At 62.4% G+C, this 24,146-nt stretch carries 25 protein-coding genes and 1 tRNA gene; 6 read left to right on the plus strand and 20 right to left on the minus strand.

The window, feature by feature from the left end; translation table 11 throughout:
* Nucleotides 1-8: 8 nt before the first annotated feature.
* From ntrC to glnA, 4 genes are all read right to left on the minus strand, one after another.
* Complete coding sequence (gene ntrC, locus Q9Q94_RS16470) at nt 9-1,424, minus strand: nitrogen regulation protein NR(I) (protein WP_305981223.1); 1,416 nt, start codon at nt 1,422-1,424, stop codon at nt 9-11.
* A 48-nt stretch (nt 1,425-1,472) separates the two neighbouring features.
* A complete protein-coding gene (gene glnL / locus Q9Q94_RS16475) occupies nt 1,473-2,549 on the minus strand; it encodes a nitrogen regulation protein NR(II) (RefSeq protein WP_305981224.1) in 1,077 nt (358 codons plus the stop codon).
* Nucleotides 2,550-2,591: 42 nt separating this feature from the next.
* On the minus strand, nt 2,592-3,065 hold the full coding sequence (locus Q9Q94_RS16480; protein ID WP_305981225.1) for a DUF4124 domain-containing protein: 474 nt from the start codon (nt 3,063-3,065) through the stop codon (nt 2,592-2,594).
* A 168-nt stretch (nt 3,066-3,233) separates the two neighbouring features.
* Complete coding sequence (glnA, locus tag Q9Q94_RS16485; protein WP_305981303.1) at nt 3,234-4,634, minus strand: type I glutamate--ammonia ligase; 1,401 nt, start codon at nt 4,632-4,634, stop codon at nt 3,234-3,236.
* Between the two features lie 360 nt (nt 4,635-4,994).
* On the opposite strand from glnA, the gene Q9Q94_RS16490 reads away from it, so the two are divergent.
* From Q9Q94_RS16490 to clsB, 4 genes are all read left to right on the plus strand, one after another.
* The gene (locus tag Q9Q94_RS16490) at nt 4,995-5,447 is read left to right on the plus strand and encodes a rhodanese-like domain-containing protein (RefSeq protein ID WP_305981304.1); all 453 of its coding nucleotides are present in this window, start codon (nt 4,995-4,997) and stop codon (nt 5,445-5,447) included.
* 79 nt (nt 5,448-5,526) lie between these two features.
* Entirely contained in the window at nt 5,527-6,627 is a 1,101-nt protein-coding gene (nadA, locus tag Q9Q94_RS16495) for a quinolinate synthase NadA (RefSeq protein WP_305981226.1), read from the plus strand.
* A gap of 25 nt (nt 6,628-6,652) precedes the next feature.
* Nucleotides 6,653-7,399 (plus strand): endonuclease/exonuclease/phosphatase family protein, encoded by a 747-nt coding sequence (locus tag Q9Q94_RS16500; RefSeq protein ID WP_305981227.1) that lies wholly within the window; start codon nt 6,653-6,655, stop codon nt 7,397-7,399.
* Nucleotides 7,396-8,562 carry a cardiolipin synthase ClsB gene (gene clsB / locus Q9Q94_RS16505; protein ID WP_305981228.1) on the plus strand — a complete coding sequence of 389 codons (1,167 nt, stop codon included), beginning with the start codon at nt 7,396-7,398 and terminating at the stop codon, nt 8,560-8,562. The genes Q9Q94_RS16500 and clsB overlap by 4 nt, the downstream gene beginning before the upstream one ends.
* A gap of 107 nt (nt 8,563-8,669) precedes the next feature.
* Here clsB and gluQRS read toward each other — a convergent pair whose 3' ends face one another.
* The 11 genes from gluQRS to Q9Q94_RS16560 form a co-directional block, all read right to left on the minus strand.
* On the minus strand, nt 8,670-9,572 hold the full coding sequence (gluQRS, locus tag Q9Q94_RS16510; RefSeq protein WP_305981229.1) for a tRNA glutamyl-Q(34) synthetase GluQRS: 903 nt from the start codon (nt 9,570-9,572) through the stop codon (nt 8,670-8,672).
* A gap of 10 nt (nt 9,573-9,582) precedes the next feature.
* Complete coding sequence (locus Q9Q94_RS16515; protein ID WP_305981230.1) at nt 9,583-10,176, minus strand: response regulator; 594 nt, start codon at nt 10,174-10,176, stop codon at nt 9,583-9,585.
* A 340-nt stretch (nt 10,177-10,516) separates the two neighbouring features.
* On the minus strand, nt 10,517-10,933 hold the full coding sequence (gene arfB, locus Q9Q94_RS16520) for an alternative ribosome rescue aminoacyl-tRNA hydrolase ArfB (protein WP_305981231.1): 417 nt from the start codon (nt 10,931-10,933) through the stop codon (nt 10,517-10,519).
* Nucleotides 10,933-12,024, minus strand: a complete 1,092-nt coding sequence (ychF, locus tag Q9Q94_RS16525) for a redox-regulated ATPase YchF (RefSeq protein ID WP_305981232.1) — start codon at nt 12,022-12,024, stop codon at nt 10,933-10,935. The genes arfB and ychF overlap by 1 nt, the downstream gene beginning before the upstream one ends.
* Nucleotides 12,021-12,614, minus strand: a complete 594-nt coding sequence (pth, locus tag Q9Q94_RS16530) for an aminoacyl-tRNA hydrolase (RefSeq protein ID WP_305981233.1) — start codon at nt 12,612-12,614, stop codon at nt 12,021-12,023. The genes ychF and pth overlap by 4 nt, the downstream gene beginning before the upstream one ends.
* Nucleotides 12,614-13,225 (minus strand): 50S ribosomal protein L25/general stress protein Ctc, encoded by a 612-nt coding sequence (locus Q9Q94_RS16535; RefSeq protein ID WP_305981234.1) that lies wholly within the window; start codon nt 13,223-13,225, stop codon nt 12,614-12,616. The genes pth and Q9Q94_RS16535 overlap by 1 nt, the downstream gene beginning before the upstream one ends.
* Before the next feature lie 86 nt (nt 13,226-13,311).
* Nucleotides 13,312-14,268 (minus strand): ribose-phosphate pyrophosphokinase, encoded by a 957-nt coding sequence (locus tag Q9Q94_RS16540; protein ID WP_305981235.1) that lies wholly within the window; start codon nt 14,266-14,268, stop codon nt 13,312-13,314.
* Nucleotides 14,269-14,349: 81 nt separating this feature from the next.
* Nucleotides 14,350-14,423, minus strand: a tRNA-Gln gene (locus tag Q9Q94_RS16545).
* A 57-nt stretch (nt 14,424-14,480) separates the two neighbouring features.
* Entirely contained in the window at nt 14,481-15,344 is an 864-nt protein-coding gene (gene ispE / locus Q9Q94_RS16550; RefSeq protein ID WP_305981236.1) for a 4-(cytidine 5'-diphospho)-2-C-methyl-D-erythritol kinase, read from the minus strand.
* Nucleotides 15,341-15,913: a lipoprotein insertase outer membrane protein LolB gene (gene lolB / locus Q9Q94_RS16555; RefSeq protein WP_305981237.1), complete on the minus strand. Its 573-nt coding sequence runs from the start codon at nt 15,911-15,913 to the stop codon at nt 15,341-15,343. Before lolB ends, ispE begins: the two co-directional genes overlap by 4 nt.
* A 12-nt stretch (nt 15,914-15,925) precedes the next feature.
* Nucleotides 15,926-17,560, minus strand: coding sequence for a tetratricopeptide repeat protein (locus Q9Q94_RS16560; protein WP_305981238.1), 1,635 nt, complete (start codon nt 17,558-17,560; stop codon nt 15,926-15,928).
* 86 nt (nt 17,561-17,646) lie between these two features.
* On the opposite strand from Q9Q94_RS16560, the gene mutM reads away from it, so the two are divergent.
* Nucleotides 17,647-18,468 carry a bifunctional DNA-formamidopyrimidine glycosylase/DNA-(apurinic or apyrimidinic site) lyase gene (gene mutM / locus Q9Q94_RS16565; RefSeq protein WP_305981239.1) on the plus strand — a complete coding sequence of 274 codons (822 nt, stop codon included), beginning with the start codon at nt 17,647-17,649 and terminating at the stop codon, nt 18,466-18,468.
* A 114-nt stretch (nt 18,469-18,582) separates the two neighbouring features.
* Nucleotides 18,583-20,544, plus strand: a complete 1,962-nt coding sequence (locus tag Q9Q94_RS16570) for a dynamin family protein (protein ID WP_305981240.1) — start codon at nt 18,583-18,585, stop codon at nt 20,542-20,544.
* Between the two features lie 68 nt (nt 20,545-20,612).
* Here Q9Q94_RS16570 and Q9Q94_RS16575 read toward each other — a convergent pair whose 3' ends face one another.
* From Q9Q94_RS16575 to Q9Q94_RS16595, 5 genes are all read right to left on the minus strand, one after another.
* Nucleotides 20,613-21,116 carry a hypothetical protein gene (locus Q9Q94_RS16575; RefSeq protein ID WP_305981241.1) on the minus strand — a complete coding sequence of 168 codons (504 nt, stop codon included), beginning with the start codon at nt 21,114-21,116 and terminating at the stop codon, nt 20,613-20,615.
* Between the two features lie 139 nt (nt 21,117-21,255).
* A complete protein-coding gene (locus tag Q9Q94_RS16580) occupies nt 21,256-21,504 on the minus strand; it encodes a YfhL family 4Fe-4S dicluster ferredoxin (protein ID WP_305981242.1) in 249 nt (82 codons plus the stop codon).
* A gap of 76 nt (nt 21,505-21,580) precedes the next feature.
* Nucleotides 21,581-22,069 carry a pantetheine-phosphate adenylyltransferase gene (coaD, locus tag Q9Q94_RS16585; RefSeq protein ID WP_305981243.1) on the minus strand — a complete coding sequence of 163 codons (489 nt, stop codon included), beginning with the start codon at nt 22,067-22,069 and terminating at the stop codon, nt 21,581-21,583.
* Nucleotides 22,062-22,610: a 16S rRNA (guanine(966)-N(2))-methyltransferase RsmD gene (gene rsmD / locus Q9Q94_RS16590; RefSeq protein WP_305981244.1), complete on the minus strand. Its 549-nt coding sequence runs from the start codon at nt 22,608-22,610 to the stop codon at nt 22,062-22,064. Before rsmD ends, coaD begins: the two co-directional genes overlap by 8 nt.
* 239 nt (nt 22,611-22,849) lie before the next feature.
* Nucleotides 22,850-24,145 (minus strand): pitrilysin family protein, encoded by a 1,296-nt coding sequence (locus Q9Q94_RS16595; RefSeq protein WP_305981245.1) that lies wholly within the window; start codon nt 24,143-24,145, stop codon nt 22,850-22,852.
* Between the last annotated feature and the right edge of the window lies 1 nt (nt 24,146).

Consider the following 24,146-nt stretch of genomic DNA (forward strand, 5'->3'; position numbering starts at 1 on the left):
AGCGCGAATTACTCTTCGCCACGTCCGGCATCAATGCCCAGTTCCTGAATCTTGCGGGTAATCGTATTGCGACCAATGCCCAGCAACTGGGCTGCTTCGACACGACGTCCTCCCGTAGCCGCAAGTGCGCGCAGGATCAGGTTTTTCTCGAACTCCCTGCTCAGACGATCAAAAACCTCACCTGGAGCCGAGTGAATCAGACTGTCTGCTTCGGCGTTCAGCGCGCTCACCCAGTCTGTGCCCGCTACGGTTCCGCTGCTGGCAAGGGTTTCACGCATGTCTGCGGGCAGATCGGCTTCGTCAACCGTCTGACCCGGGGCCATGACTGTCAGCCAGTGACAGATGTTCTCCAGCTGGCGCACGTTGCCAGGAAAATCAAAACTTTGCAGACGCCGCAGGGCCGTTTCAGAAAGACGTTTGGTTTCCACTCCAAGCTCTTGCGCGCTGTGCGCCAGGAAATGCTTGGCGAGGATGGGGACGTCTTCACGGCGCTCACGCAGTGGCGGCAGACGCAGACGGATGACGTTGAGACGGTGGAAAAGGTCTTCCCGGAACAATCCGTCGCGGACTCGCTGCTCAAGATGCTGATGGGTCGCCGCGATCACACGGACATTGGCCTTGACAGGGGAGTGACCGCCGACGCGATAGAAATTGCCGTCTGAGAGTACGCGCAGCAGACGTGTTTGCAGCTCCGAAGGCATGTCGCCGATTTCGTCGAGAAACAGGGTGCCGCCCTCTGCCTGTTCAAAGCGCCCGCGACGCTGCGCTGCTGCACCGGTGAAGGCGCCCCGTTCATGACCGAACAACTCGGATTCAAGCAGATCACGTGGAATCGCGGCAGTGTTGATGGCGACAAAGGGGCCGTCCTTGCGCGGGCTGTGGCGATGCAGGGCCTGTGCAACCAGTTCCTTGCCAGTCCCTGATTCGCCGTTGATCATGACGGTCGCGGATGATTGGGACAGGCGGCCGATGGCTCGGAATACTTCCTGCATCGAGGCGGCTTGACCGAGGATTTCCGGCACGGCTGTGGCAGATTCGTTCGCACCACTTTGGTGCGAACTCTCTTTGAGCGCGCGCTGCAGCAAATCGAGAGCCTGGTCTACGTCAAACGGCTTGGGCAGGTATTCGAACGCCCCTCCCTGGAATGCGGCGACTGCGCTGTCCAGATCGGAATAAGCCGTCATGATGATGACCGGCAAGCTCGGGTGTTTTTCCTTCACGCGCTGCAGCAAGACCAGACCTGAGTCGCCGGGCATGTGAATGTCCGAGATCAGGACCTTGGGAGGTGTGCCATTGGCATCCAGCACCGCCAGGGCTTCGGAGGCAGCAGAGAAGCTACGGAAAGCTATGTTCTCCCGGGCTAGCGCTTTTTCCAGCACCCAGCGAATCGAGCGGTCATCATCAACAATCCAGACAGCATTCATGTTCTGGTAATCCGTTTTTTCTGTTGCGAGTCAGGGCTTCACGCCCGGTCACGATTGAGTGATCGGCAGGAGAATCGTGAAGCAGGTGCGGCCGGGTTCGCTATCCAGGTCAATGGTGCCCTGGTGCTGCTCAACAAAGCTCTGTGCGATTGACAGCCCCAGCCCCGTGCCGCCTTCCCGCCCCGAAACCAGAGGATAGAAGATCGTGTCACGGATGTCGGCAGGGATGCCCGGTCCGTTGTCGATTACTTGCAATTCCAGTGCCAGTTTGTGGCGGCGCTTGGCCAGGGTGACCTGACGGGCAGCTCGCGTGCGCAATACGACGATGCCTTGACCTTGCATGGCCTGCGCCGCATTGCGTGAAATATTTAGCACCGCCTGGATCAGCTGTTCTCGGTCAGCAGTCAGGTGCGGCAGGCTGACGTCATAGTCACGGCGCACGGTCACGTCGGGAAACTCTGCCTGGATGAGTCGCAACACGCGTTCCAGCACATCGTGAACATTCACGATGGAAGGGTGCATCATGCGATGCGAGTTGAGCAGGCGGTTCATCAGGTCTTGCAGGCGGTCAACCTCTGCGATGATGACCTGGGTGTATTCCCTCCACTGTGGATCGTCCAGCTCCCGCTCCAGAAGCTGTGCGGAGCCGCGGATACCGCCAAGTGGATTCTTGATCTCGTGGGCGAGATTGCGCACCAGTTCGCGGTTGGCTTGCTGTTGTTCGGCCAAGCGCTCTTCGCGGGCCACTTTCAGCTGGGCATCCAGTGGGCGGAACTCCAGCAGCAGGCGTGCTGGAGGCAGGTCGACCGGGGAGGCGGTGCAGTCCAGATGCAGGGCTGGCAGCTTGGGGCGTTTGATGGTCAGGTTCTGGCCCGTGTGGCTCCAGTTGTTGGCCAGCGCATTGTCCAGTGCCGCCCACAGGCCGGGCAAATCACCCAGCAGGGCGGAGAGGTGGTGCCCCAGGCATTGTCGGCTGCTGGTCGAAAAAAGATGCTCTGCCGAAGGGTTGACGTAGCACACCGAGCGGTCGGCGCTGACCATCACGACGGCGGAGGAAAGCAGTTCAAGCCCCGCAGTGGAGGATGACAGGGTTTTTTCAGGTGAACTCAGGCTGGGGGGGCTCATGAAGAATGTACGTTAGCAAGAAGTACGCCCAGCCATGCCAGGCTATTTGAGCTTGGCTATTTCCTTGTTCAGCGCGTCAATGTTGCGTTCGTGCAACGCAACTTTGTCCTTGTAGGGCTGAACGCGGTCGATGAACTTCTGGTAATTCTTCTCGTCGCCAAGGCGGGTGGCCTCCTGCTCGGCAAGTTCTTTTTTAGCTGCGGCAAGGGCCTTCGTTTCGGTTGCCAGCTCGGTTTCGAGGATCTTGCGCCGATCATTGTCGCGACTTTTTTGCGTGTCGCCATCAACCTTTGGGAAAGAGGCCGGAGTTGGTGTGGCAGAGGCTTTTTTCTGCGGGGCTGCCGTGCTGACGGGCTGATCCTTGGTCATCAGAGCGCAGTTTTTCTGGCCGGCTTCAGGCTTGCCGTTGGTGTAGGTGGTGTGGCCACTGTCATCCATGCACTTGTATATATCAGCCTGAGCGGTTGAGGCCAGCAGGCTGGTGGCGATGACGGCAAGGAGGTGAGTCCGGTTCATGAGCAGATCCTGAAGAACTTTCGGGTAAGCGCGAAGTGTATGCGCGACAGGCCAAAATACAAGCCAGAGCCTGATCAACGCAGGGCAGGGCAGCCGGGTGTACAAAAAAAGGACGGGCAAGCCCGTCCTTTTTCACGCCGGGGCCGGAGCCCCTGTACGTATCGCCAATTACAGCGAGTAGTACATGTCGAATTCGACCGGGTGCGTGGTCATGCGGGTGCGGTTCACTTCGCCCATCTTCAGTTCGATGTAAGCGTCAATGAATTCGTTGCTGAACACACCGCCACGGGTCAGGAACTCGCGATCCTTGTCCAGAGCGGCCAGCGCTTCTTCCAGCGAAGCACACACGGTCGGGATCAGCGCGTCTTCTTCCGGCGGCAGGTCGTACAGGTTCTTGTCGGCCGGCTCGCCCGGGTGAATCTTGTTCTGCACACCGTCCAGACCGGCCATCATCAGAGCGGAGAAGCACAGGTACGGGTTGGCCAGCGGATCCGGGAAGCGCGTCTCGATACGGCGAGCCTTGTCAGACTGCACGTGCGGGATGCGGATCGAAGCGGAACGGTTGCGAGCCGAGTAGGCCAGCTTGACCGGCGCTTCGTAGTGCGGAACCAGACGCTTGTAGGAGTTGGTGCCCGGGTTGGTGATGGCGTTCAGTGCCTTGGCGTGCTTGATGATGCCGCCGATGTAGTACAGGGCGAACTCGGACATGCCGGCGTAGCCGTTGCCGGCGAACAGGTTCTTGCCGTCTTTCCAGATCGACTGGTGCACGTGCATGCCGGAACCGTTGTCGCCAACGATGGGCTTGGGCATGAAGGTGGCGGTCTTGCCGTACTGGTGAGCAACGTTGTGCACCACGTACTTGAGCAATTGGGTCCAGTCGGCGCGTTGCACCAGGGTGCTGAACTTGGTGCCGATTTCGTTCTGGCCGGCGGTGGCCACTTCGTGGTGGAACACTTCAACCGGGATGCCCAGTTCTTCGAGGATCAGCACCATCGAGGCGCGGATATCCTGGTGGCTGTCGACCGGGGGAACCGGGAAGTAGCCGCCCTTGACGGTGGGACGGTGGCCGATGTTGCTGCCGTCCTGACCTTCTGCGGAGGCCCATGCGGCTTCGTCGGAGTTGATCTTGACGAAGCAGCCGGACATGTCGCTGTGCCAGCTGATGCCGTCAAAAATGAAGAATTCGGGTTCCGGGCCGAAGAAGGCAGTGTCGCCCAGGCCGGAGGACTTCAGATAGGCTTCAGCGCGCTTGGCGATGGAGCGCGGGTCGCGGTCGTAGCCTTTGCCATCGGACGGCTCGATGACGTCACAGGTCATGATGACCGTGGTTTCGTCAAAGAAGGGGTCGATGTTGGCGGTGGAGGCGTCCGGCGACAACAGCATGTCGGAGGCTTGAATGCCTTTCCAGCCTGCGATGGAGGAGCCGTCGAAGGCGTGGCCGTGGTCGAACCACTCTTCGTCCACAACGTGGGACGGCACGGTCACGTGCTGTTCTTTGCCGCGGGTGTCGGTGAAGCGCAGATCAACGAACTTGGCTTCGCTTTCCTTGATCAGCTTGATAACGTCCAGAGGGGTCTTCGTGCTCACTTCAGCTCCTAACTAATGAAGAATTGATCGGTTGCGGTACCTGTCCGCCATCAGCTGCCAGTACAAAGGGCGTACTCTCAGGCCGTGCGTTACTCTTCGAGATAAAGCATGGACTATGCCAGTCGTGGCCGCAGAATGCCCGTATCCCGATACAGACCGGCACATTGCCGGCTCACAGGAAGTCGCGATTGTGCCACAAGGCCATTGCTGCGCGTGGCTTTGCGTAAACGCCCTGAATTGGTGCGTATTGCGGAAATTCTGCACCAATTCAGGGCGTTGAGGAAAATGACTTGCGCGTCGCATACTTGTCATCTGTCTGACTTGCTACGGATAAAAATAATCATGGGAACCCTGACCGATATCCTGCGCCTTGCCAAGGAGCGCGCCGAAAAAATGGGCCTGCCTTACGAAGGGGCTCTGACCCCGCAGGAGGCGCATACCGTTTTGCAGCTTGCACCGGGCTCGCGCATTGTTGATGTGCGCACGCGCGCTGAACTGGACTGGGTGGGGCGTATTCCTGGGGCCATTGAAATCGAATGGAACAGCTACCCCGGCGGCGTGCCGAACCCGCATTTCGTCACGCATCTGAAAAAGCAGGCAGATCCCGAGTCGCTGCTGTTGTTCATCTGTCGCAGCGGCGCGCGCTCGCACAATGCGGCGATCGCCGCGACCGAAGCCGGCATGCCCGATTGCTACAATGTTCTTGAAGGTTTTGAGGGTGACAAGGACGCCAATGGTCAGCGTGGCAGGGTTGGTGGCTGGCGCCATGCCGGCCTGCCATGGCAACAAAGCTAGCGTGGTTCAAGGAGACGGGCGGGAGGAGTAGAATCTGCGGCTTTCCGGGGCCTGGCCCCTTACCGACTTCCGTCCCCGCATGCAGACCTCCATCATCTCCTTCGACCATTTCAATACCCTTCAGGACGCCGAGGCGCACGAACGCATCCGCGCCGCCAAGGAGAAACTTGGCAAGCGCGTTGTCCTGCTGGTGCATCACTACCAGCGTGCCGACGTCTATCAGCATCACGACCTGACCGGCGATTCGTTGAAACTTTCGCGTCTGGCGGGCGAGACCGATGCCGAGTTCATCGTGTTCTGCGGCGTGCATTTCATGGCCGAGGTGGCTGACATCCTTTCGAAGCCGAACCAGATCGCGATACTGCCGGACCTGGCTGCGGGCTGTTCGATGGCGGACATGGCCAATCTGTCGAAGGTCGAGCGCTGCTGGCGTGATCTGCGCGAAGTGCTGGGCACGCCCGACGAGCAGGTGACGCCGGTTACCTATATCAACTCGGCCGCAGATCTGAAAGCCTTCTGTGGCGAGCACGGCGGCATCGTGTGCACCTCCAGCAACGCGCCGAAGATCCTCGAGTGGAGCTTTGCCCAGCGCGAGAAGATCCTGTTCTTCCCGGACCAGCACTTGGGGCGCTGGAGTGGTTACAAGATGGGCATCCCGCTCGAAGACATGGCCGTGTGGGATCCGGACCAGCCTTATGGCGGCCTGACGCCGGAGCAGATCAAGAAGGCCAAAATGCTGTTGTGGAAGGGCCACTGCGCGGTGCACCAGATGTTCCAGCCCTCGCACATCGCCAATTGGCGCAAGGCCAATCCGGATGGTTTTGTCATCTCGCACCCGGAGTCGGCCTTCGAGGTCTGCCAGCACTCCGATTACGTGGGCTCCACCGAATACATCATCAAGGTGGTGAAGGACGCGGCACCCGGTACGAAATGGCTGGTTGGCACCGAGCTGAATCTGGTCAATCGTCTCGCCGAAGAAGTGAAGCACGAGGGCAAGCTGGTGCAGTTCATGAGTCCGATGGTGTGCATGTGCTCGACCATGCAGCGCATCGATCCGCAACATCTGGCGTGGACGCTGGAGAATCTCGCCGAAGGTCGTGTGGTCAATCAGATCAGCGTGCCTGCCCACGAGGCCGAGTTGGCGAAACTTTCGCTGGAGCGCATGCTGGCCGTGTCATGAACCCGATGGTTCGCATGTAAGGTCTATGCCAACAACCCTGCGGATCTGCAGTTACAACATACACAAGGGCTTTTCGCATCTGAATCGCCACATGGCGATTCACCAGATGCGTGAATGTCTGCGTGGGCTCGACCCCGACATCTGTCTGCTGCAGGAAGTGCAGGGGCTGCACCACAAGCATGAGCGACGGCATCATGACTGGCCGGACCAGCCGCAGCACCAGTTCCTTGCCGGGACCGACTGGCATTCCGCATACGGCGCGAACGCCGCCTACGAGCACGGACACCATGGCAACGCGGTGCTTTCGCGCTTTCCGATCCAGCGGACGCGTAATCGTGATGTCAGTCTCTCCCGGCTCGAAAAGCGGGGGATCCTGCATTGCGAGGTGCGCTTGCCCGACGGTGAGGAGCTGCACTGTCTGTGCGTGCACCTGTCGCTGACCGAGCGCCAGCGTCAGCGCCAGCTCGAGTTGCTTTCGGAGTATGTGGAGCACCATGTGCCACGCCGGGCACCTTTGATCATTGCCGGGGATTTCAATGACTGGCGGGTGCGTGCCAACGACTGGTTGCCGCTCCGCCTGGGGCTGACGGAAGCGTTTACCGAATTGACCGGTGCGCCTGCCCGGTCCTATCCGAGCTCCTTGCCGGTCTTGCGGCTGGACCGGATCTATCTGCGCGGCATGGTGGCCAGAATGGTTGCCGTGCATTGGGGCAAGCCGTGGTCGGGCGTGTCGGATCATGCCTTGTTGTCCGTACAGGTTAGCCTGCCATGAGCGACGGTTCCCTTTCCGGCAATCGCCTCAAGCTGCTCGAATCCGGGGCCGAGTATTTCCCCGCCTTGCTTGAGGCGATCCATTCCGCACAACGTGAAATCCTGCTCGAAACCTATATCTTCGCGCGCGATGAAACGGGGCTCTCGGTGGCTGCTGCGCTGTGTGCCGCGGCCCTGCGTGGAGTCGTGGTCCGGCTCATGGTCGATGGCTTCGGTGCGCGGAATTTTGCCGATGAATTCATGGCGGACATGGCCGCCGATGGCGTGGAGGTTTTCATCTACCGGCGCGAAATTCGTCCTCTCTCTCTGGGCCGACATCGCCTGCGCCGCCTGCATCGCAAGCTGGTGGTCGTAGATGGGCAGATCGCCTTTGTGGGCGGCATCAATATCATTGACGACATGGATACGCCGGGCCAGATCCCGCCGCGTTTCGATTTTGCGGTGCGCATCGAAGGGCCGCTCGTGGTGCGCATCCACAGTGCGATGGTGCGTCTGTGGCGGATGATGAGCTGGGCCAGTTTCAAGCGCCGCCAGCTGCCCCTGCGCTGGGTGACGCCGGTGCGCAAGCGGGTTGGCCGGATGCGCGCGGATTTTCTGGTGCGCGACAATCTGGGCCACCGGCGTGACATTGAGGTCGCCTATCTGCAGGCCCTGCAAGGTGCGCAGCGTGAAGTGCTGATCGCCAATGCCTACTTTTTCCCCGGCCGGGCTTTCCGTCACGCGCTGGTTGAAGCGGCCGGGCGGGGCGTAAAGGTTACCCTTCTGCTGCAGGGGCGGGTCGAATACTGGCTGCTGTTTCACGCCTGTCGTGTGTTGTATCCGCACCTGCTGAACGCCGGGGTGCGCATCGTCGAATACCGCAAGAGCTTCCTGCACGCCAAGGTGGCCGTGGTGGACGATGACTGGGCTACCGTGGGCTCCAGCAATATCGACCCTTTCAGTCTGCTGCTGGCGCGCGAGGCGAATATTGTGGTGCGCGACAAGGTGTTTGCGGCAAGGCTGCGCCGATGTCTGGAGCGCGCCATCGTCGATGGCGGCGTAGATCTCACGCCCGAGCGCTGGCAGCGCCAGGGGCTGTGGCTGCGTTGCCTCAGCTGGTTTGCCTACGGCACCGTGCGTGCGGCGATGGGCCTGGCCGGGTATGGCGGACGGCAATCCGTATAGCTGAAGAGCCGCATGCAGCGGGCTTCTTCAGGTAGTGCTGCCGGAGATGTCCGTCAGCCGCCGCTGTGCAGCCTGCCTGCTGCGTGAGGCAGGCTGGACGCGGCTTTTCAGGCAATCGTCTGCTGTCGAACGCGCGGCACGCTCGCCAGCGACCAGTGCTCCCGCGCCCAGTACCAGACTTCAGCCAGACTGGCACCGCACAGATCGGTGGGCGGATTCTGGCCCAGAAAGCGCAATGCACGCAGCAGATCGCCCACCGGGTTGCGGGCATCGAGCGGCGTGGCCAGCGTCTGTTTGGAGAGTTTTTCGCCCGCCGCATTGCTGGCTACCGGCAGGTGAGCGTAGGCCGGCAGCGGCGCTCCGAGCAGACCTTGCAGATAGATCTGGCGTCCGGTGGAATCCAGCAGATCGGCGCCGCGCACGATGTGGGTCACACCCTGCCAGGCGTCGTCGACCACGACCGCCAGCTGGTAGGCAAACTGGCCGTCGGCGCGCAGCAGCACGAAATCCCCTACGGCCGCGCAAACATCTTCCTGCTGCGGCCCCTGAATTGCGTCGTGCCAGCGCAGGGTGCCGGTGTCGGTCCTGACGCGCCAGGCGCGGGCGCTGCGGCCAGCGGGCAAGCCATCGCGACAAGTGCCCGGATAACGGTGGGCGCCATCCGGTGCGATCAGTGCAGAGTCGGCGATCTCGCGCCGGGTGCAGCCGCACGGGTAGGCCAGCTTCTGCGCGAGCAGGGTGTCGAGCGCGTCGCGATAGGCCTCCAGGCGCAGGCTCTGCCACAGCACCGGGCCATCCCATTCAAAGCCGCAGGCATCCAGCTGATGCAGGATGGTGTCGGCCGCGCCGGGGATGGTCCGCGGTGCATCCACGTCCTCCATGCGGACCAGCCACTGGCCGTGGTGAGCGCGCGCTTCCAGGCAGGAGGCGAGGGCGGCAATCAGTGAGCCGATGTGCAGCGGGCCGGTGGGAGAAGGGGCGAAGCGGCCGATGTACGCATGGTTGTGCATGCGCGCAAGATTAGCAGGCGCTGTGGTGATCCGGTGTCGTTCCCAGCAGCAGATTGCCGATGACTTCCATCAGCAGCGTATAGGTCTGCGCGGTTTTCTGCATGTAGCCATCGACCGGGTAGCGCTCGCGCACGGTCGCGTCGTTTTCAAAACCCGGCTGGCCCGAGCGGATCAGGATCTTCAGGTCATTGCGTCCCATCGGGCCACGCAACTGGGTCACCAGCTTGAGCCCGGCGTCACGGGTTTCCATCACCACATCCAGCAGCACCAGATCGATCTGTGGTTCAGCGTTGATGATCTCGCGCGCTTCGGCGGCGGAATGTGCATGCAGGAAACGGAATGGCCGTTCGGCGACGCGGCCGCGGCGCAGGGTCAGGGTTGTGGCTTCGTGCACCTGCTGCTCGTCATCAACGATGAGCAGCACCCAAGGCGTCTGGCTGTGCAGGGACGAACGTCCGGCGTCTTCGCTTTCTTCCTGGAACGTGAACAACTCGTCGTTTCCCTCTGCCGCCGGCTCGGCGGTGTCGCCCGCCAGATTCCAGCCTTGCAGTGGAAAGGCAAGATGCGTTTTGGCAAGGAATGCAGGGGTGACACGGGCAGACATCAGAACTCCTGAACAAGTGGCGCCGGGATGTAGTTCCAGCGCAGCATACCTATAACTTTAGTTAAAGGCACGTCCATCGGGCCGCGATGCCCGGAAGCTTGTGCTTGATCAGAGTATGGTTCGCGATCCGGACAAAGTCAGTGCTGTGTCACGCTCTGACACAAGCGCGAGCTGCGCCCCTCAACGGCAGCGCCTTCCTCTGCGAACGGAACGGGGCCTGCCCGGTCAGGCGCTTCTGGCGGACTTCTTCAGGATGGTGTGCTGCATAGCCAGCAATCTTGCGGATCTGCAGGGATATGCCCTGAAGAAGTCCGCCGGGTGCGGCTTTGCGGGCGTGCGATTATTCGGTGCTGATCCTGCCGCGCAGGGCTTTGACCTGCCCGCGCTGCGCCTTGCCTTCCAGACGCTTGCGCTGCGAGCTGCGCGTAGGTTTGGTGGGGGTGCGGTGGCGCGGCGCCCGGGCGGTGCTGGCGACCAGCTCATGCAGGCGACGCAGCGCGTCGAGGCGGTTGAGTTCCTGACTGCGTTGCGTTTGCGCCTTGATGATCAGCACGCCCTCGCGGCTAATGCGCTGATCGTTCAACGCCAGCAGGCGGGCCTTGTGCGCGTCGGACAGCGAGGAGGCCGGGATGTCGAAGCGCAGGTGAATCGCGCTGGAGACTTTATTGACGTTCTGCCCGCCCGCGCCCTGTGAGCGCGTGGCGGTGATTTCGATCTCATGCGCCGGAATGTCGAATTCCGGCGAGTCTGCGGGCATTAGACGTTGAACAGGAAGTTCAGCACGTCACCATCCTTGACGACGTATTCCTTGCCTTCCGAGCGCATCTTGCCGGCCTCCTTGGCGCCTTGCTCACCCTTGTACTGGATGAAGTCCTCGAAGGCGATGGTCTGGGCACGGATGAAGCCCTTCTCGAAGTCGGTGTGGATCACGCCGGCCGCTTGCGGGGCGGTGTCGCCCTTGTGGATGGTCCATGCGCGGACTTCCTTCACCCCGGCGGTGAAGTAGGTCTGCAGGCCGAGCAGATCGTAACCGGCGCGGATCAGGCGGTTCAGACCGGGTTCTTCGAGGCCGATATCGGCAAGGAAGGCCAGCTTGTCTTCGTCATCCAGATCGGCCAGCTCGGCTTCGATCTGCGCGCACAGGGCGACGACCGGCGCGCCTTCCTTGGCGGCATGCTCGCGCAGGCGATCAAGGTGCGGGTTGTTCTCGAAGCCGTCTTCCTTGACGTTGCCGACGTACATCGCGGGCTTCAGGGTCATCAGGCACAGCGGCTTGAGTTGCTCCAGATCCTCTTCCGAGAGCTTGAAGGTACGCGCCGGCTTGCCTTCGTTCAGGTGCGGCAGCAGCTTTTCGAGGACGGCGACGAATTTCTGCGCATCCTTGTCGCCGGAGCGGGCCTTCTTGTTTTCGCGCTGGATGCCTTTTTCCACCGCCGTCATGTCGGCCAGGGCCAGTTCGGTGAGGATGGTCTCGATGTCGGCGATCGGGTCAACGCGGCCGGAAACGTGAACAACGTTTTCGTCGTCGAAGCAGCGCACCACGTTCACGATGGCGTCGGTCTCGCGGATGTTGGCGAGGAACTGGTTGCCCAGGCCTTCACCCTTCGATGCCCCGGCAACCAGACCGGCGATATCGACGAATTCGACGATGGCGGGCTGCATGCGCTGGGGCTTCACGATTTCGGCGAGCTGCTGCATGCGCACATCCGGCACCTCGACGATGCCGACATTTGGCTCGATGGTGCAGAACGGGTAGTTCGCCGCTTCAATGCCGGCCTTGGTCAGGGCGTTGAAGAGGGTGGATTTGCCGACGTTGGGCAGGCCGACGATGCCGCACTTGAGGCTCATGCTTTTTCCTTGGGCGCCGCAGGGCGCGCGTTGATGTGTTGGGTGGCGGCGTTCCAGTCGCCCTTGGCTATCTTGGGCCAGGCCAGCAGAGCCCGGTCGATGGCCGAATCGATTTCAGTCTGCTCTTCGCGGCGCGGCCGGTTCAGGACGAAGTTTGCCACTTCGTTCTTGTCACCGGGGTGTCCGATGCCGATGCGCAGGCGCCAGTAGTCTTGCGACGACAGGCGCGAAGTAATGTCTTTGAGGCCGTTGTGGCCGCCCAGCCCGCCGCCGAATTTCAGGCGCAACTGACCGGGAGGAATGTCGAGGTCATCGTGCACCACGAGAATTTCGCCGGGCAGGATGCGATAGAAGTGCGCCAGGGCCAGTACCGATTGACCTGAGCGGTTCATGAAGGTTTGTGGCAGCAGCAGCCAGGTATCACCGGCTTTGCCCACGAAGCCGTGAAAGCGGCTTTCATGATTGAGGCGGGCGCCCAGATCCTGCGCCAGGCGCTCACAAAACCAAAACCCGGCGTTGTGCCGGGTTTCGGTATATTCGGCCCCGGGGTTACCGAGGCCGACAATCAGCTTGGGAGCCGATGGGCTCATCAGGCCTTGGCTTCGTCTTCGCCCGCTTCAGGCTCGGCAGAGCCGCCGCGCGGAGCGACGATGGAAGCGACAACCTTGGAGCCTTCGGTGGCGTGAGCCAGCTCGACGCCTTCCGGCAGCTTGATGTCGGACAGGTGAATCACGCCGCCAACGTTCAGATCCTTCATGTCGACTTCAATGAAGGCCGGCAGCTTGCCCGGCAGACCCTTCAGGTCCAGTTCGTTGATGGTGTGCGAGAACACGCCGCCTTGCAGCTTCACGCCAGGACAAACGTCGTGGTTGATGAAGTGGACCGGCACCTTGATGTGGGTGACGTGAGTGGCATCGACGCGCTGGAAGTCAATGTGCAGCACGATCTGGCGGAACGGGTGCCATTGCACATCGCGCAGCACGGCGGTTTCGGTGCTGCCGTCGACTTCGATGTTCAGCACGGAGCTGTGGAAGGCTTCCTTGCGCAGGGCGTGGAACAGATCGTTGTGATCCAGCGAGATCTGAACGGCAGCCTTGTCGCCACCGTAGATGATGCCGGGGGTGGTGCCAGCGTTACGCAGGCGGCGGCTCGCACCCGTACCTGTCACGTCACGCTTGGTTGCTTTAACGTTGAATTGCATGTGAATCTCCAGACTTAAAGGGTGGCGGCCCGCGACCAGGCTTTCACCGACACAAAAAGGCGGAACCGAAGGCGCCGCCCGAAAACTTATTCATCCATGAACAGCGAGGACACGGACTCTTCGTTGCTGATGCGCAGCATGGTGTCTGCCAGCAGCGAGCCAATCGAGATCTGCTTGATCTTCGGACAGGCCTTGGCGTCGTCGCGCAGGGCGATGGTGTCCGTGACAACCAGTTCGTCCAGCTCGGAATCCTGAATGCGCGCAATGGCGGCTCCCGACAGCACGGCATGGGTGATGTAGCTCACCACGCGTTTGGCGCCATGTTCCTTGAGCGCCTGCGCAGCCTTGCACAGGGTGCCGGCGGTGTCGACGATGTCATCCACGATCACGCAGGTGCGATCCTTCACGTCACCGATGATGTTCATCACTTCGGAAACGTTGGCTTTCGGACGACGCTTGTCGATGATGGCCAGTTCGGTTTCAAGCTGCTTGGCTACGGCACGGGCGCGGACGACGCCACCGACGTCAGGCGAAACCACCATCAGGTTGCCGCCTTGCTCAGCCTTGCGCAGGTGAGACAGCAGCAGCGGGGTGGCGTAGATGTTGTCGACCGGGATATCGAAGAAGCCCTGAATCTGGTCGGCGTGCAGGTCGACGGTGAGAACGCGTTGCACTCCCACGGCCTGCAGCATGTTGGCCACCATCTTGGCGGTGATCGGCACGCGCGCCGAGCGCGGGCGGCGATCCTGACGGGCATAGCCGAGATAGGGGATGGCGGCGGTGATGCGTCCTGCCGATGCGCGCTTGAGCGCGTCGACCATGATCATCAGTTCCATGAGATTGTCGTTGGTGGGAGCCGATGTTGGCTGCAGTACGAAAACATCCTTGCCCCGGACGTTCTCAAGCAGTTCGACATTCACTTCTCCGTCGGAGAAGCGGCCGACCGTGGCGGAGCCGACGGCAATGCCCAGGCGTTTTACGACGTCGGCGGCCAGCTTGGGATTGGCGTTGCCGGTGAAGACCATCAGGCTGCGGTAAGCCATGACTACCTCATGAAATTGCGTTGGCAGAAAAAAATCGGGCAGGCCGACAGCCTCGGCTGTGACCTGCCCGATCATATGGGGCTGGGGAAGAAGGATTCGAACCTTCGAATACCGGAATCAAAATCCGGTGCCTTGACCAACTTGGCGACTCCCCAACAAACCTTTGCTGCTTGCCGGACCCCAACGCTTGAATCCGTCAAACAAAAAAACTTTCAATCTCTGGCCCAAGCCAGCAGCGGGTGTTTATCCAGCGCCGAAGCGCACCAGATTTTCCATTCCGCCTGCAAAATCTTTACTACTGTCTCCGCTTCAGCCTGGCACCCACACGGCAGGAACACACAGGCTCCCGAGCCACTCATGCGAGGGCTACCGAAGGGTTTCAGAGCGTCCAGCGCCTTCTGAATCACCGGGTAGCGGCTGCAAGCTACCGGCTCCAGATCATTGCGCCCTTGATTCAGGCGTTTTTCTGTTTCGGCAACTGCGAAGCCCGCAATTATGAGGGGCTCGGTGTCGCGAGTCAATTCCTTTGCGCAAAAAATTTCTGCGGTAGGCACCGACGCGGGTGGCTCGATGATGACGTACCAGCCAGGGGTGAGCTCCAGCGGCTGGAGTTCTTCGCCAACTCCTGCAGCCAGTGCGGTGCGGCCATAAACGAAGAAGGGTACGTCGGCGCCGAGCTCCAGTGCCCAGGACTGCAGGCGGCTGCGGGGAACGTCCAGCGCCCACAGGTGGTTCAGGGCAAGCAGGGTGGTGGCCGCGTCCGAGCTGCCGCCGCCGAGGCCGCCGCCCATGGGCAGGCGTTTGTCGACACGGATGTCGGCACCCAGGCGGCAGTGGGTCCTGGCCTGCAGCAGGCGGGCTGCACGTACGATCAGGTCGGATTCAGCCGGCACGCCGGGGATGTCATTGACGCGATGGATCTCGCCATCATTGCGGATGCGTACCCCGATCGTGTCGCCGTGATCCAGCATGCGGAAGGCTGTCTGGAGCAGGTGATAGCCGTCCGGACGACGGCCGGTGACGTGCAGGAACAGGTTGATCTTGGCGGGTGCCGGGCAGAGCAGGAAATCGCTCATAGCTGCCAGGCCTCGATGGCGAGTTTCACGCGCAAGCCGCTGCCTTCTACTTCCAGGGACTTGGGCAGGGCGTTTGGCTGCTCGCTTTCATAGGCGGTGATGCGCACGCGCCAGTTGTTGTCGATGGCCACAAGCAGGCGGCCTGACGCGTCGCGCTCCAGAATTTCTCCTTGGCGACCAATCCTGCCGAGGACCCACAGGGACAGGCTGTCGAGGGGTATCGGCGTGTCGGTCAGGCGGGTGAGCAACTGATCGGCGCTGTGAGCTTCATAGCGCTCCCCGTCGGAGGTGGTCCAGCGTGCGCCCTGCTGATCGCGCTGCAGTTCTGCAAGCTGATTGCCGAGCGGGCTGGCAAAGCCGATCAGGTCTGTTTCGGGCGCGTGTTCCCAGCTCAGCCTTACGGTGCTGGAGCGGCCTGACTGACTGAATGCGATGCGACCTTCGAGAGTGAATTTCTGCAGGCTGTCACGTAACGGACGAGGGGGTAGGTCGGGCTTTGGCTGGCTGCTGCAGGCGGCCAGCAGCAAGACAAACAGGCCGATGCAGAACTTGTGAAACCGTGATGTCAAGCGAACTCCTTGTTACAGACCGAGGCGGGCGGCCAGTGCCTTGAGCGGGATGCTTGACGGGCTGGCCTTGAGTGCATCGGCCATGAGCTTGCGTGCCGCGTTCTGCTGGCCGCTGACCCACAGAACTTCAATCAGGTGGCCTGCGACCTCGGCATCCGGAAACAGGGTATAGGCGCGCTGCAGGACGCTCAGGGCTTCATCCTGCTTGCCCTGGCGGAAACGCAGCCAGCCCACGCTGTCGAGGATAGCCGCATCGTCCGGCGCCAGTTCAATGGCCCGGGCCAGCAGGCCATCGGCCTCGTCCAGACGCTGGTTGCGATCGGCAAAGGAATAGCCCAGCGCGTTCAGGGCGTGTGCGTGGTCCGGCTTGAGTTCGATCACGCGGCGCAGACGCTGTTCCATCAGCGCGGTCTGCGACAACTGCTCGGCAACCAGAGCAGCATCGTAGAGGGCCTCCAGATTGTCCGGTTCGCGCGCCAGGATGCCCAGCAGCACCTTGTGGGCGGCTTCGAGTTGCCCGTTCTGGCGCAGCAGTTGTGCTTCTGCCGCCTGCAGCGGGGTGAGTTCGCTGCTGCGTGCGGCGGCATCACGCAAGCTTTGCAGGGCGATATCCGTCTTGCCCTGGGCGGCAAGCAGACGGGCCTTGCGGATCTGTGCTGTAACGAACTGCGCGCCGAGGCGGACGCTGTCGTAGCTCTGCAGGGCTTCAGCGTGACGCCCTCGCTCTTCCTGTACTTCGCCCAGCAGGAGGCGTATGCGCTCGACGTCGCCCCAGCCATTCTGGATGAGGCGTTTCAGCAGGTCTTCGGCTGTCGCCATGTCGCCTGCCTGGGCAGCAATGCCGACAATGGCAAAAGCCAGCTGGTCATTTTCCGGGTATTCGCCGAGCAGTTTCTGGTACTGCGCGCTCGCTTCCCTGGTGTGTTTCTCCATGGCCAGCCAGCGTGCGTAATTCAGGCGTGCATCCAGTGCTTGCGGATGGCGCTGACCGAAGACTCCCAGAGCCTCCATGCTTTCCTTGCGGCGCTCGGGCGGGGCACTCTGGGCCAGCAGCAGGGCCGCACGCTCGGAGTCCGGCTTGAGGCGCAAGGCCTCACTGGAGGCGGTGTAGGCAGTGGAGTTCTGTCCGGCATCCAGGGCCGCCTGGGCACGGGCCAGCTGAGCTTCCGGGAGACTGAGGTAAGGCGCGGTCAGACGTTCGATGGTCTGGGCTACGGCCGCCTTGTCCTGGCTGCGTCCGAACAATGCCGGCAGTTGCAGCAGCAGTGTGCCGCGCATGGCTTCCTGGCGAGTCAGTGCCGCCTTGATCGCCGCTTCGGCTTCGGCCGGATTGCCGGAAGCGTTGAGCAGGATGCTGGTGGTGGCGATCTCGTTGGCGCGGCGGGCGATACGCGGATCGTCGCTGCGCCGGCTGAGGTCGACGTAGCCTGCCAGAGCGCCGTCCACGTCGCCGCGTGCATAGGCGATCTCGCTGAGCATCATCTGGAGCAGCAACTGGGCGCTGGAAAGCGGCGGACGCGGTCTGGAGGCTGGTGCTGGTTCTGACTTGGCGCCAGGCGTGTCTGCAAAGGCAGTGCCGGCGCCGCTCAGCGCGAAGGTGCAACCAAGAGCCAGAAGCAGCGGGCGCAAGCGAAAGGGGGTAGCCATGATGATCTTTGCGGGGGCGGTTGTGCGTGGAATCTTAACAGCAGTGTAGAGTTTTGCCTTGGAAACCCCGCCCGAAGGATGTCTGCATGCCCGAGTTGCCGGAAGTTGAAATCACCCGTCGCGGGATCGCGCCACATCTGCTCGGGAAGGTTGTGACGGCGGTGCGGGTGCGCCAGCCACGCCTGCGCTATCCGGTGCCGGCCGATCTGGCGCAGCGACTGACAGGGCAGACGCTTCTGGCTGTGCGGCGGCGTGCCAAATACCTGCTGCTGGACTTTTCTGAAGGCTGTCTGCTGCTGCATCTGGGCATGTCCGGCAGTTTGCGCATCGTGGCGGCCGGCTTGCCCGCCGAAAAGCATGATCATTTCGATCTGGAGGTTGGCGGCGAGGCCTTGCGTCTGCGCGACCCCCGCCGTTTCGGCGCGGCGCTGTGGCTGGAGCATCCGGCCGAGACTCATCCGCTGCTGGCGAAGCTTGGACTGGAACCGCTGGACGCCGGCTTCGATGGCACCGCCCTCCAGGCCCTGTGCCGCGGGCGCAGTACGCCGATCAAGCTGCTGATCATGGATGGTCACCTGCTCGTCGGGGTGGGCAACATCTATGCCTCCGAGAGCCTGTTCCGCGCCCGCATTCATCCGCAGACACCGGCAGGAAAGCTCTCTAAAGCCCGCTGTGACAGGCTTGCCGCCTGCATTCGCGAGACGCTGCAGGATGCCCTGGCCGCAGGCGGCAGCAGCCTGCGCGATTTCGTGCACAGCGACGGTTCCTCAGGCTATTTCCAGCAGCAGTATTACGTCTATGGGCGTGATGACGAGGCCTGTCGCGTCTGTGCCGGGCCGATCCGGCGTCTGGTGATGGGGCAGCGGGCCACCTTCTTCTGTCCGCGTTGTCAGCGCAAGTCAAAGTGATTTCTCGATCTGTCCGGCAACGCCTTGATTGCATTGGGGTATGCTACGCTTCCAGATCAATTCTGCCTGCCGTTTGCTGGCGGGCCGCAACAGCATCACCAGGAGGAGCCACGGATGGCCCTGATTGACAGTTTTTCCGCCTACACCCGCTGGCGTGCCGATGTCGGCAACGCCGTGCAGCACCTGCGTGGCTGGCTGAACCATAACGACATCGGTGACGCCCAGACCGATCTGCGCCTGCAGTGCGTGCTTGACCGTCTGAAGGAAGACAAGCTGGTGGTGGCCTTTGTGGCCGAGTTTTCGCGCGGCAAGTCGGAACTGATCAACGCCGTCTTCTTCTCGCACTATGGCAGCCGTATCCTGCCCTCCAGCGCCGGCCGCACCACCATGTGCCCGACCGAGCTGCAATGGGAGGCCGGACAGCAGCCGGGTGTGCGCCTGCTGCCGATCGAGACGCGGGACCGTCAGGAAAGCGTGGCCGATCTGCGGCGCATGCCGGCTGAATGGGTTTTCGAGCCGATCAGCCTGAATGATGCCGAAAGCCTGCAGCGTGCCTTCTCGCGCGTTTCGGAAACTCGTCTGGTGCCGCGCGAGCAGGCCGAGTCGCTGGGTTTCGCGGTTGACGATACAGGTGTCGAAGGCACCCGGCCGGACGCCAACGGGATGGTTGAAATCGCCTGCTGGCGCCACGCCATCGTGCAATTCCCGCATCCGCTGCTGGAGCAGGGACTGGTCATCGTTGATACCCCGGGGCTGAACGCCATCGGTTCCGAGCCGGAATTGACCCTGTCGCTGCTGCCTTCGGCACATGCCGTGCTGTTCATCCTGGCGGCCGACACCGGCGTGACCCACAGTGATCTGCAGGTCTGGCAACGTCACGTCAATGTCGGGCGGACCCAGCGCCATGGCCGCGTGGTGGTGCTCAACAAGATCGACGGTCTGTGGGATGGTCTGCGAAGCGAAGCCGAGATCAACGCCGAGATCGACAAGCAGGTGCATTCGGTTGCGACCACGCTCGAATTGTCCGACGACATGGTCTTCCCGGTTTCGGCACAGAAGGCGCTGCTGGCCAAGGTCAGCCAGGACGCCACCCTGCTTGAGCGCTCACGCATCGGTGCGCTGGAAACTGCGTTGTCGACCGAGTTGCTGCCCACGCGCCAGCAGATCATCCGTGAAAACGCGCTGCTGGAAACCGGCGAAATCATTCACCGCGCCAGCGAACTGCTGCACACCCGGCTGATCGGGCTGCGCGAACAGCTCAAGGAAATGGCCGACCTGCGTGGCAAGAACCAGAGCGTGATCGAATACATGATGCGCAAGGTGCGCGCCGAGAAGGACGAGTTCGATCGCGGCCTGCAGAAGTACCACGCCGTGCGCAGCGTATTTACGAATCTTTCAAACAAGGTGTTTTCGCACATCGGCATGGATGCGGTGCGCTCCGAAACCCGCCGCACGCGTGACGCGATGGGCGGCGCCACCTTCTCGCGCGACCTGCGTTCGGCCATGCAGGAGTTTTTCGAGACCCTGCGCAGCAAGCTGCGTGATTCGTCCGAGGACATCAACGAAATCAGCAAGATGCTCGACGCCATGTACAAGCGCTTTGCGGTGGAGCATGGCCTCAAGCTGGCACCGCCGAACAGCTTCTCGACGATGCGTTACGAGCGCGACATCCTGCGCCTGGAATCCGCCTTCAACGAAGAGATCAACACGCTGGCGTCGATGGTCACGCACACCAAGGGCACGCTGACCCAGCGTTTCTTCGAGACCGTGGCGCTGGAAGCGCGCAAGACCTTCGAGATTGCCAACCGGGATGTCGAGCAATGGCTGCGCGTGGTGATGTCGCCGCTGGAAACCCAGGTGCGCGAATACCAGTTGCAGCTCAAGCGCCGGCTGGAGAGCGTCAAACGCGTGCATGAAGCCACCGGCACGCTGGAAGAACGCATCAAGGAGCTGCTGCAGGCGGAAGGTGCGCTGTTGCGTCAGGTCGAGGAAATCGATGCGATGCGCAAGGTCATCGAAAGTGCTCTGGGCGGATCGCTGGAGGGCTCGCATCGCGAGGACGAGCTGGCGGCCTGAGGACACTCCGCACACAGAAAAAAACCGGGCTGCGGCCCGGTTTTTTCATGGGGCTGGCGCTGCGTCCGTCAGAACATCGAGACACTGCCGTCGGAGGCGGTGATGCGCGTCTTGCCCAGACTGCGCGCGAACACGTCGGTGCGCTGCTCGGTGATTTTCAGGAACAGGCGTTGTTCCGTGCCGATCCGGATTTCGCTGCGCACCTGTGCGCGGGCCAGTTTCTTGTCGGGCGTGATATCGATGCGTTCGACATTGAATTCCGAATTGAAATACAAGGTCTGGCCGGTGGCGCTTTCCATCTGCTGCTTGAGGGCGTAAAACTTCGCCACGCCGGCACAGGCTGCCGCATGGTCGGCGCTTTCCTCAACGCTGCCTGCCGGTGTGCGGGTCCGGATCTTCGCGCTGTACGCCGTATCGAACAGCGCGCAGGCGGCTTCGCTGTTGTTGTCGTGAAAGGCGCTCCAGTAAGCGTTGTAGGCCTCGTAGATGTGCGCCTCTTTCAGCTCGCGGCCGCCGATGGCCAGATACCACACCGCCCCCGCCGCGAGCACGCCCAGCAGAATTTTACGCATCCGTTTTCCTTTGAAGGGCTGGCTGGAGAGCCGCTTGCGGCGGGCTTGTGCAGGCATTCCCCGGGCAGATCCGCTCAGGGCGTGGGTTTGCCAGCATGGGGGCTGAAGAGCCTTGCTGCAGGCGGCTCTTCAGAGGGGGTTACTTCTGGGTCAGCTTGATGAACTTGGCCATCAGCTGGTCGTGGTTTTCCACCACATCCGGATTGTGGGGGATGCAGTCGACCGGGCAGACCTGCTGGCATTGCGGTTCGTCATAGTGGCCGACGCACTCGGTGCACTTCGCCGGGTCGATCTCGTAGATATCCTCGCCTTGCGAAATCGCGCTGTTCGGGCATTCCGGCTCGCACACATCGCAGTTGATGCAGTCGTCGGTGATCATCAGGGCCATGCTTGTTTCCTTCAGAGAGTTTGAGTGTATGGATGCATTCTGCTCTGCGCCGGAATGACGGCGCGGAGCGATGTTTTCAGCGCGTCGCCAGTTTCTGGCGGATGCGCTCGGCGACGCAGGGGTGCACGAAGGTGCTGACGTCGCCGCCGAGCAGACCGATTTCGCGCACGATGGTGGCGGAGAGGAACATGTGCTCCTCGCCGGGTGTGAGGAAGATGGTTTCCACGTCCGGATGCAGGCGGCGGTTCATGCCCGCCATCTGGAATTCGTATTCAAAGTCCGACACGGCGCGCAGGCCGCGCACGATGATGTGCCCGCCATGCTCGCGGATGAAGTCGATGAGCAGGCCGGTGAACCCAAGCACTTCGATATTCGGCACATCGGCCAGCACTTCGCGGGCCAGTTCGACGCGCTCGTCGAGTTCGAAGAGCGGGCGTTTACCGGGGCTGCCGGCCACGCCGACGATCACGTGATCGAACAGGCGGGCGGTGCGGCGCACCAGATCCTCGTGCCCGCGCGTGAGCGGGTCGAAGGTGCCGGGGTAGATCGCGAGATGGCTATTCATGGGCGTCCTGAGGGTCGCAAAACAGCTGGTAGTGTACCTGACCGGCCTTGCCCTGCTTCAGCAGCGTCAAACCGGCGAAAGATTCCACGGCCTGTTCGGCTTCAATGTAGACCTTCGCGCCGGGCGAAAGGACCTGGCACAGATGCGGCGCCAGGCGCTCCAGCCAGCCCTGGCGATAGGGTGGGTCAAGGAAGACTACGTCAAACCGCGCTGGCGCGGTCTGCAGGAATTTCAGCCCGTCACCGGGCAGCAGGCGCACATTGTCGAACTTCAGGGCACTCTGTGCCGCGCGCAGATGGGCCATCACCTTCGGCGCGAATTCCACCATCACCACCTCGGCCGCGCCGCGTGAAGCGGCCTCGAAGCCCAGCGCGCCGCTGCCGGCGAAAAGATCAAGCACGCGCAGACCGTCCAGATCCTGCCCCAGCCAGTTGAACAGGGTTTCGCGCACACGGTCTGGCGTCGGGCGCAGGCCGATGGCGTCGGGCACATCGATGAGACGCGAGCGGTGCGTGCCGCCCACGATGCGAACTTTGCTCACGGCAAGCTCACGGAAGTGGAAAGGCGCGCATTTTCGCACGCCTTGCTGGCTTCAACAGCCCCTTCGGCGTGGTGAGTGCGGGGAACACCGGGCACATGGGCAAAGGCCGGTGGTGGCCTGCCTGTACTGCCGCATCGGGCGGCTCTTTCCGGCGGGCATGCCCGCCACCCCGCATGCAGCAAGGCTGTGCGGTGTGGGTGGCTGAAGAGCCCCGCTGCATGCGGGTCTTCAGGCAGGGCTCATTTTCCGCCGACGATCACCGTCACCAGATGCTCCGGCTTCACATGGCGCGCAAAGGCGGCGCGGATGTCGGCCAGCGTGACGGCCTCGACGCGGGCGGTGTAGGTATCCAGCGAGTCGAGCGGGCGCTGGTAGAAGCCGATGTCGGCAACCTGGCCGAGCAGCTTGGCATTGCTGTCCAGACGCAGGGAAAAGCTGTTGATCAGATTCGCTTTGGCGGCCGCAAGTTCGGCTTCAGTCGGGCCCTCGGCGAGGAATTTTGCCAGCGTGTCCTGCGCCAGCTTGACGGCCTCTTCCGCCTGTTCGGCCTTGGTTTCCAGCCCGATCTGGAACAGCCCTTCAGCGGCCATCGGCGCGAAATAGCTGTAGGCCCCGTAGGCGAGGCCGCGCTTGTCGCGGATCTCCTGCATCAGGCGCGAATTGAAACCGCCGCCACCCAGGGTGTAATTGCCGACGGACAGCGCCATCTGGTCCGGATCGCCGCGCTTGAGCGCGGGCATGCCGATGGCGATGTGCGCCTGCGCCGCCGGATGCGGGATGCGCTCGCTGCGACCCGGCGGGAGTTCGACCGGGGGCAGGGCAGCGGCGGCGCTCCCGCTGGGCAGATCGGCGACCAGATCACGGGCAATCGCTTCGGCGTCACTGCGCTGCAGATCGCCGACCAGCGTGATCTGCGCAGCGCGGGCGGTGTAATGCTGGCGGTGGAAGTTGACCAGCGCCTGCCGCGTGATGCGCTTCAGGTCTGCTTCTTCGGTGGATTGGCCGTAAGGATGGCGAGCGTAGGTGAGTTGCGCAAAGCGCTTGTCGAGGATTGCCGCAGGCTGGGTTTGCGCTTCGCGCAGACCGGCAATGGCGCGGGCCCGTTCGCGCTCCAGCACCGCCGCCGGGAACTGCGGCCGGGCCAGAATCTGGCGCAGCAGGCCGAGCGCCGCATCGCGCTCGGCTGCGTTGCTCAGCACGCGCAGGTTGAGGCTGGCGCGATCGGCATCCAGCCCGCCACCGAGATGGGCGCCGACATCGGCGAAGCGGTCGGCGATGGCGTTTTCATTCAACGCCGTTTTGCCGCTGCCGATGCCCGCGTCGAGCAGGCTGTGCGCCATGGCCGCGACGCCCGGAGCGGGGCTGCGCGCGGAGCCCGCGGCGAAGTCGACCTGCACGTCGAGCATCGGCAGATTGTGGTTTTCAATGAAGAGCACACGGGCGCCGTTGGGTGTGTGCCAAGTCTGGATGGGCACCCCGGCCTGTGCCGTCAGGGCGGTCATGCTCAGGGCGAGGCAGGCAAGCAGGTTTCTCATT

Source organism: Uliginosibacterium sp. 31-16 (assembly GCF_030730865.1).
Classification (GTDB): Bacteria; Pseudomonadota; Gammaproteobacteria; order Burkholderiales; family Rhodocyclaceae; genus Uliginosibacterium.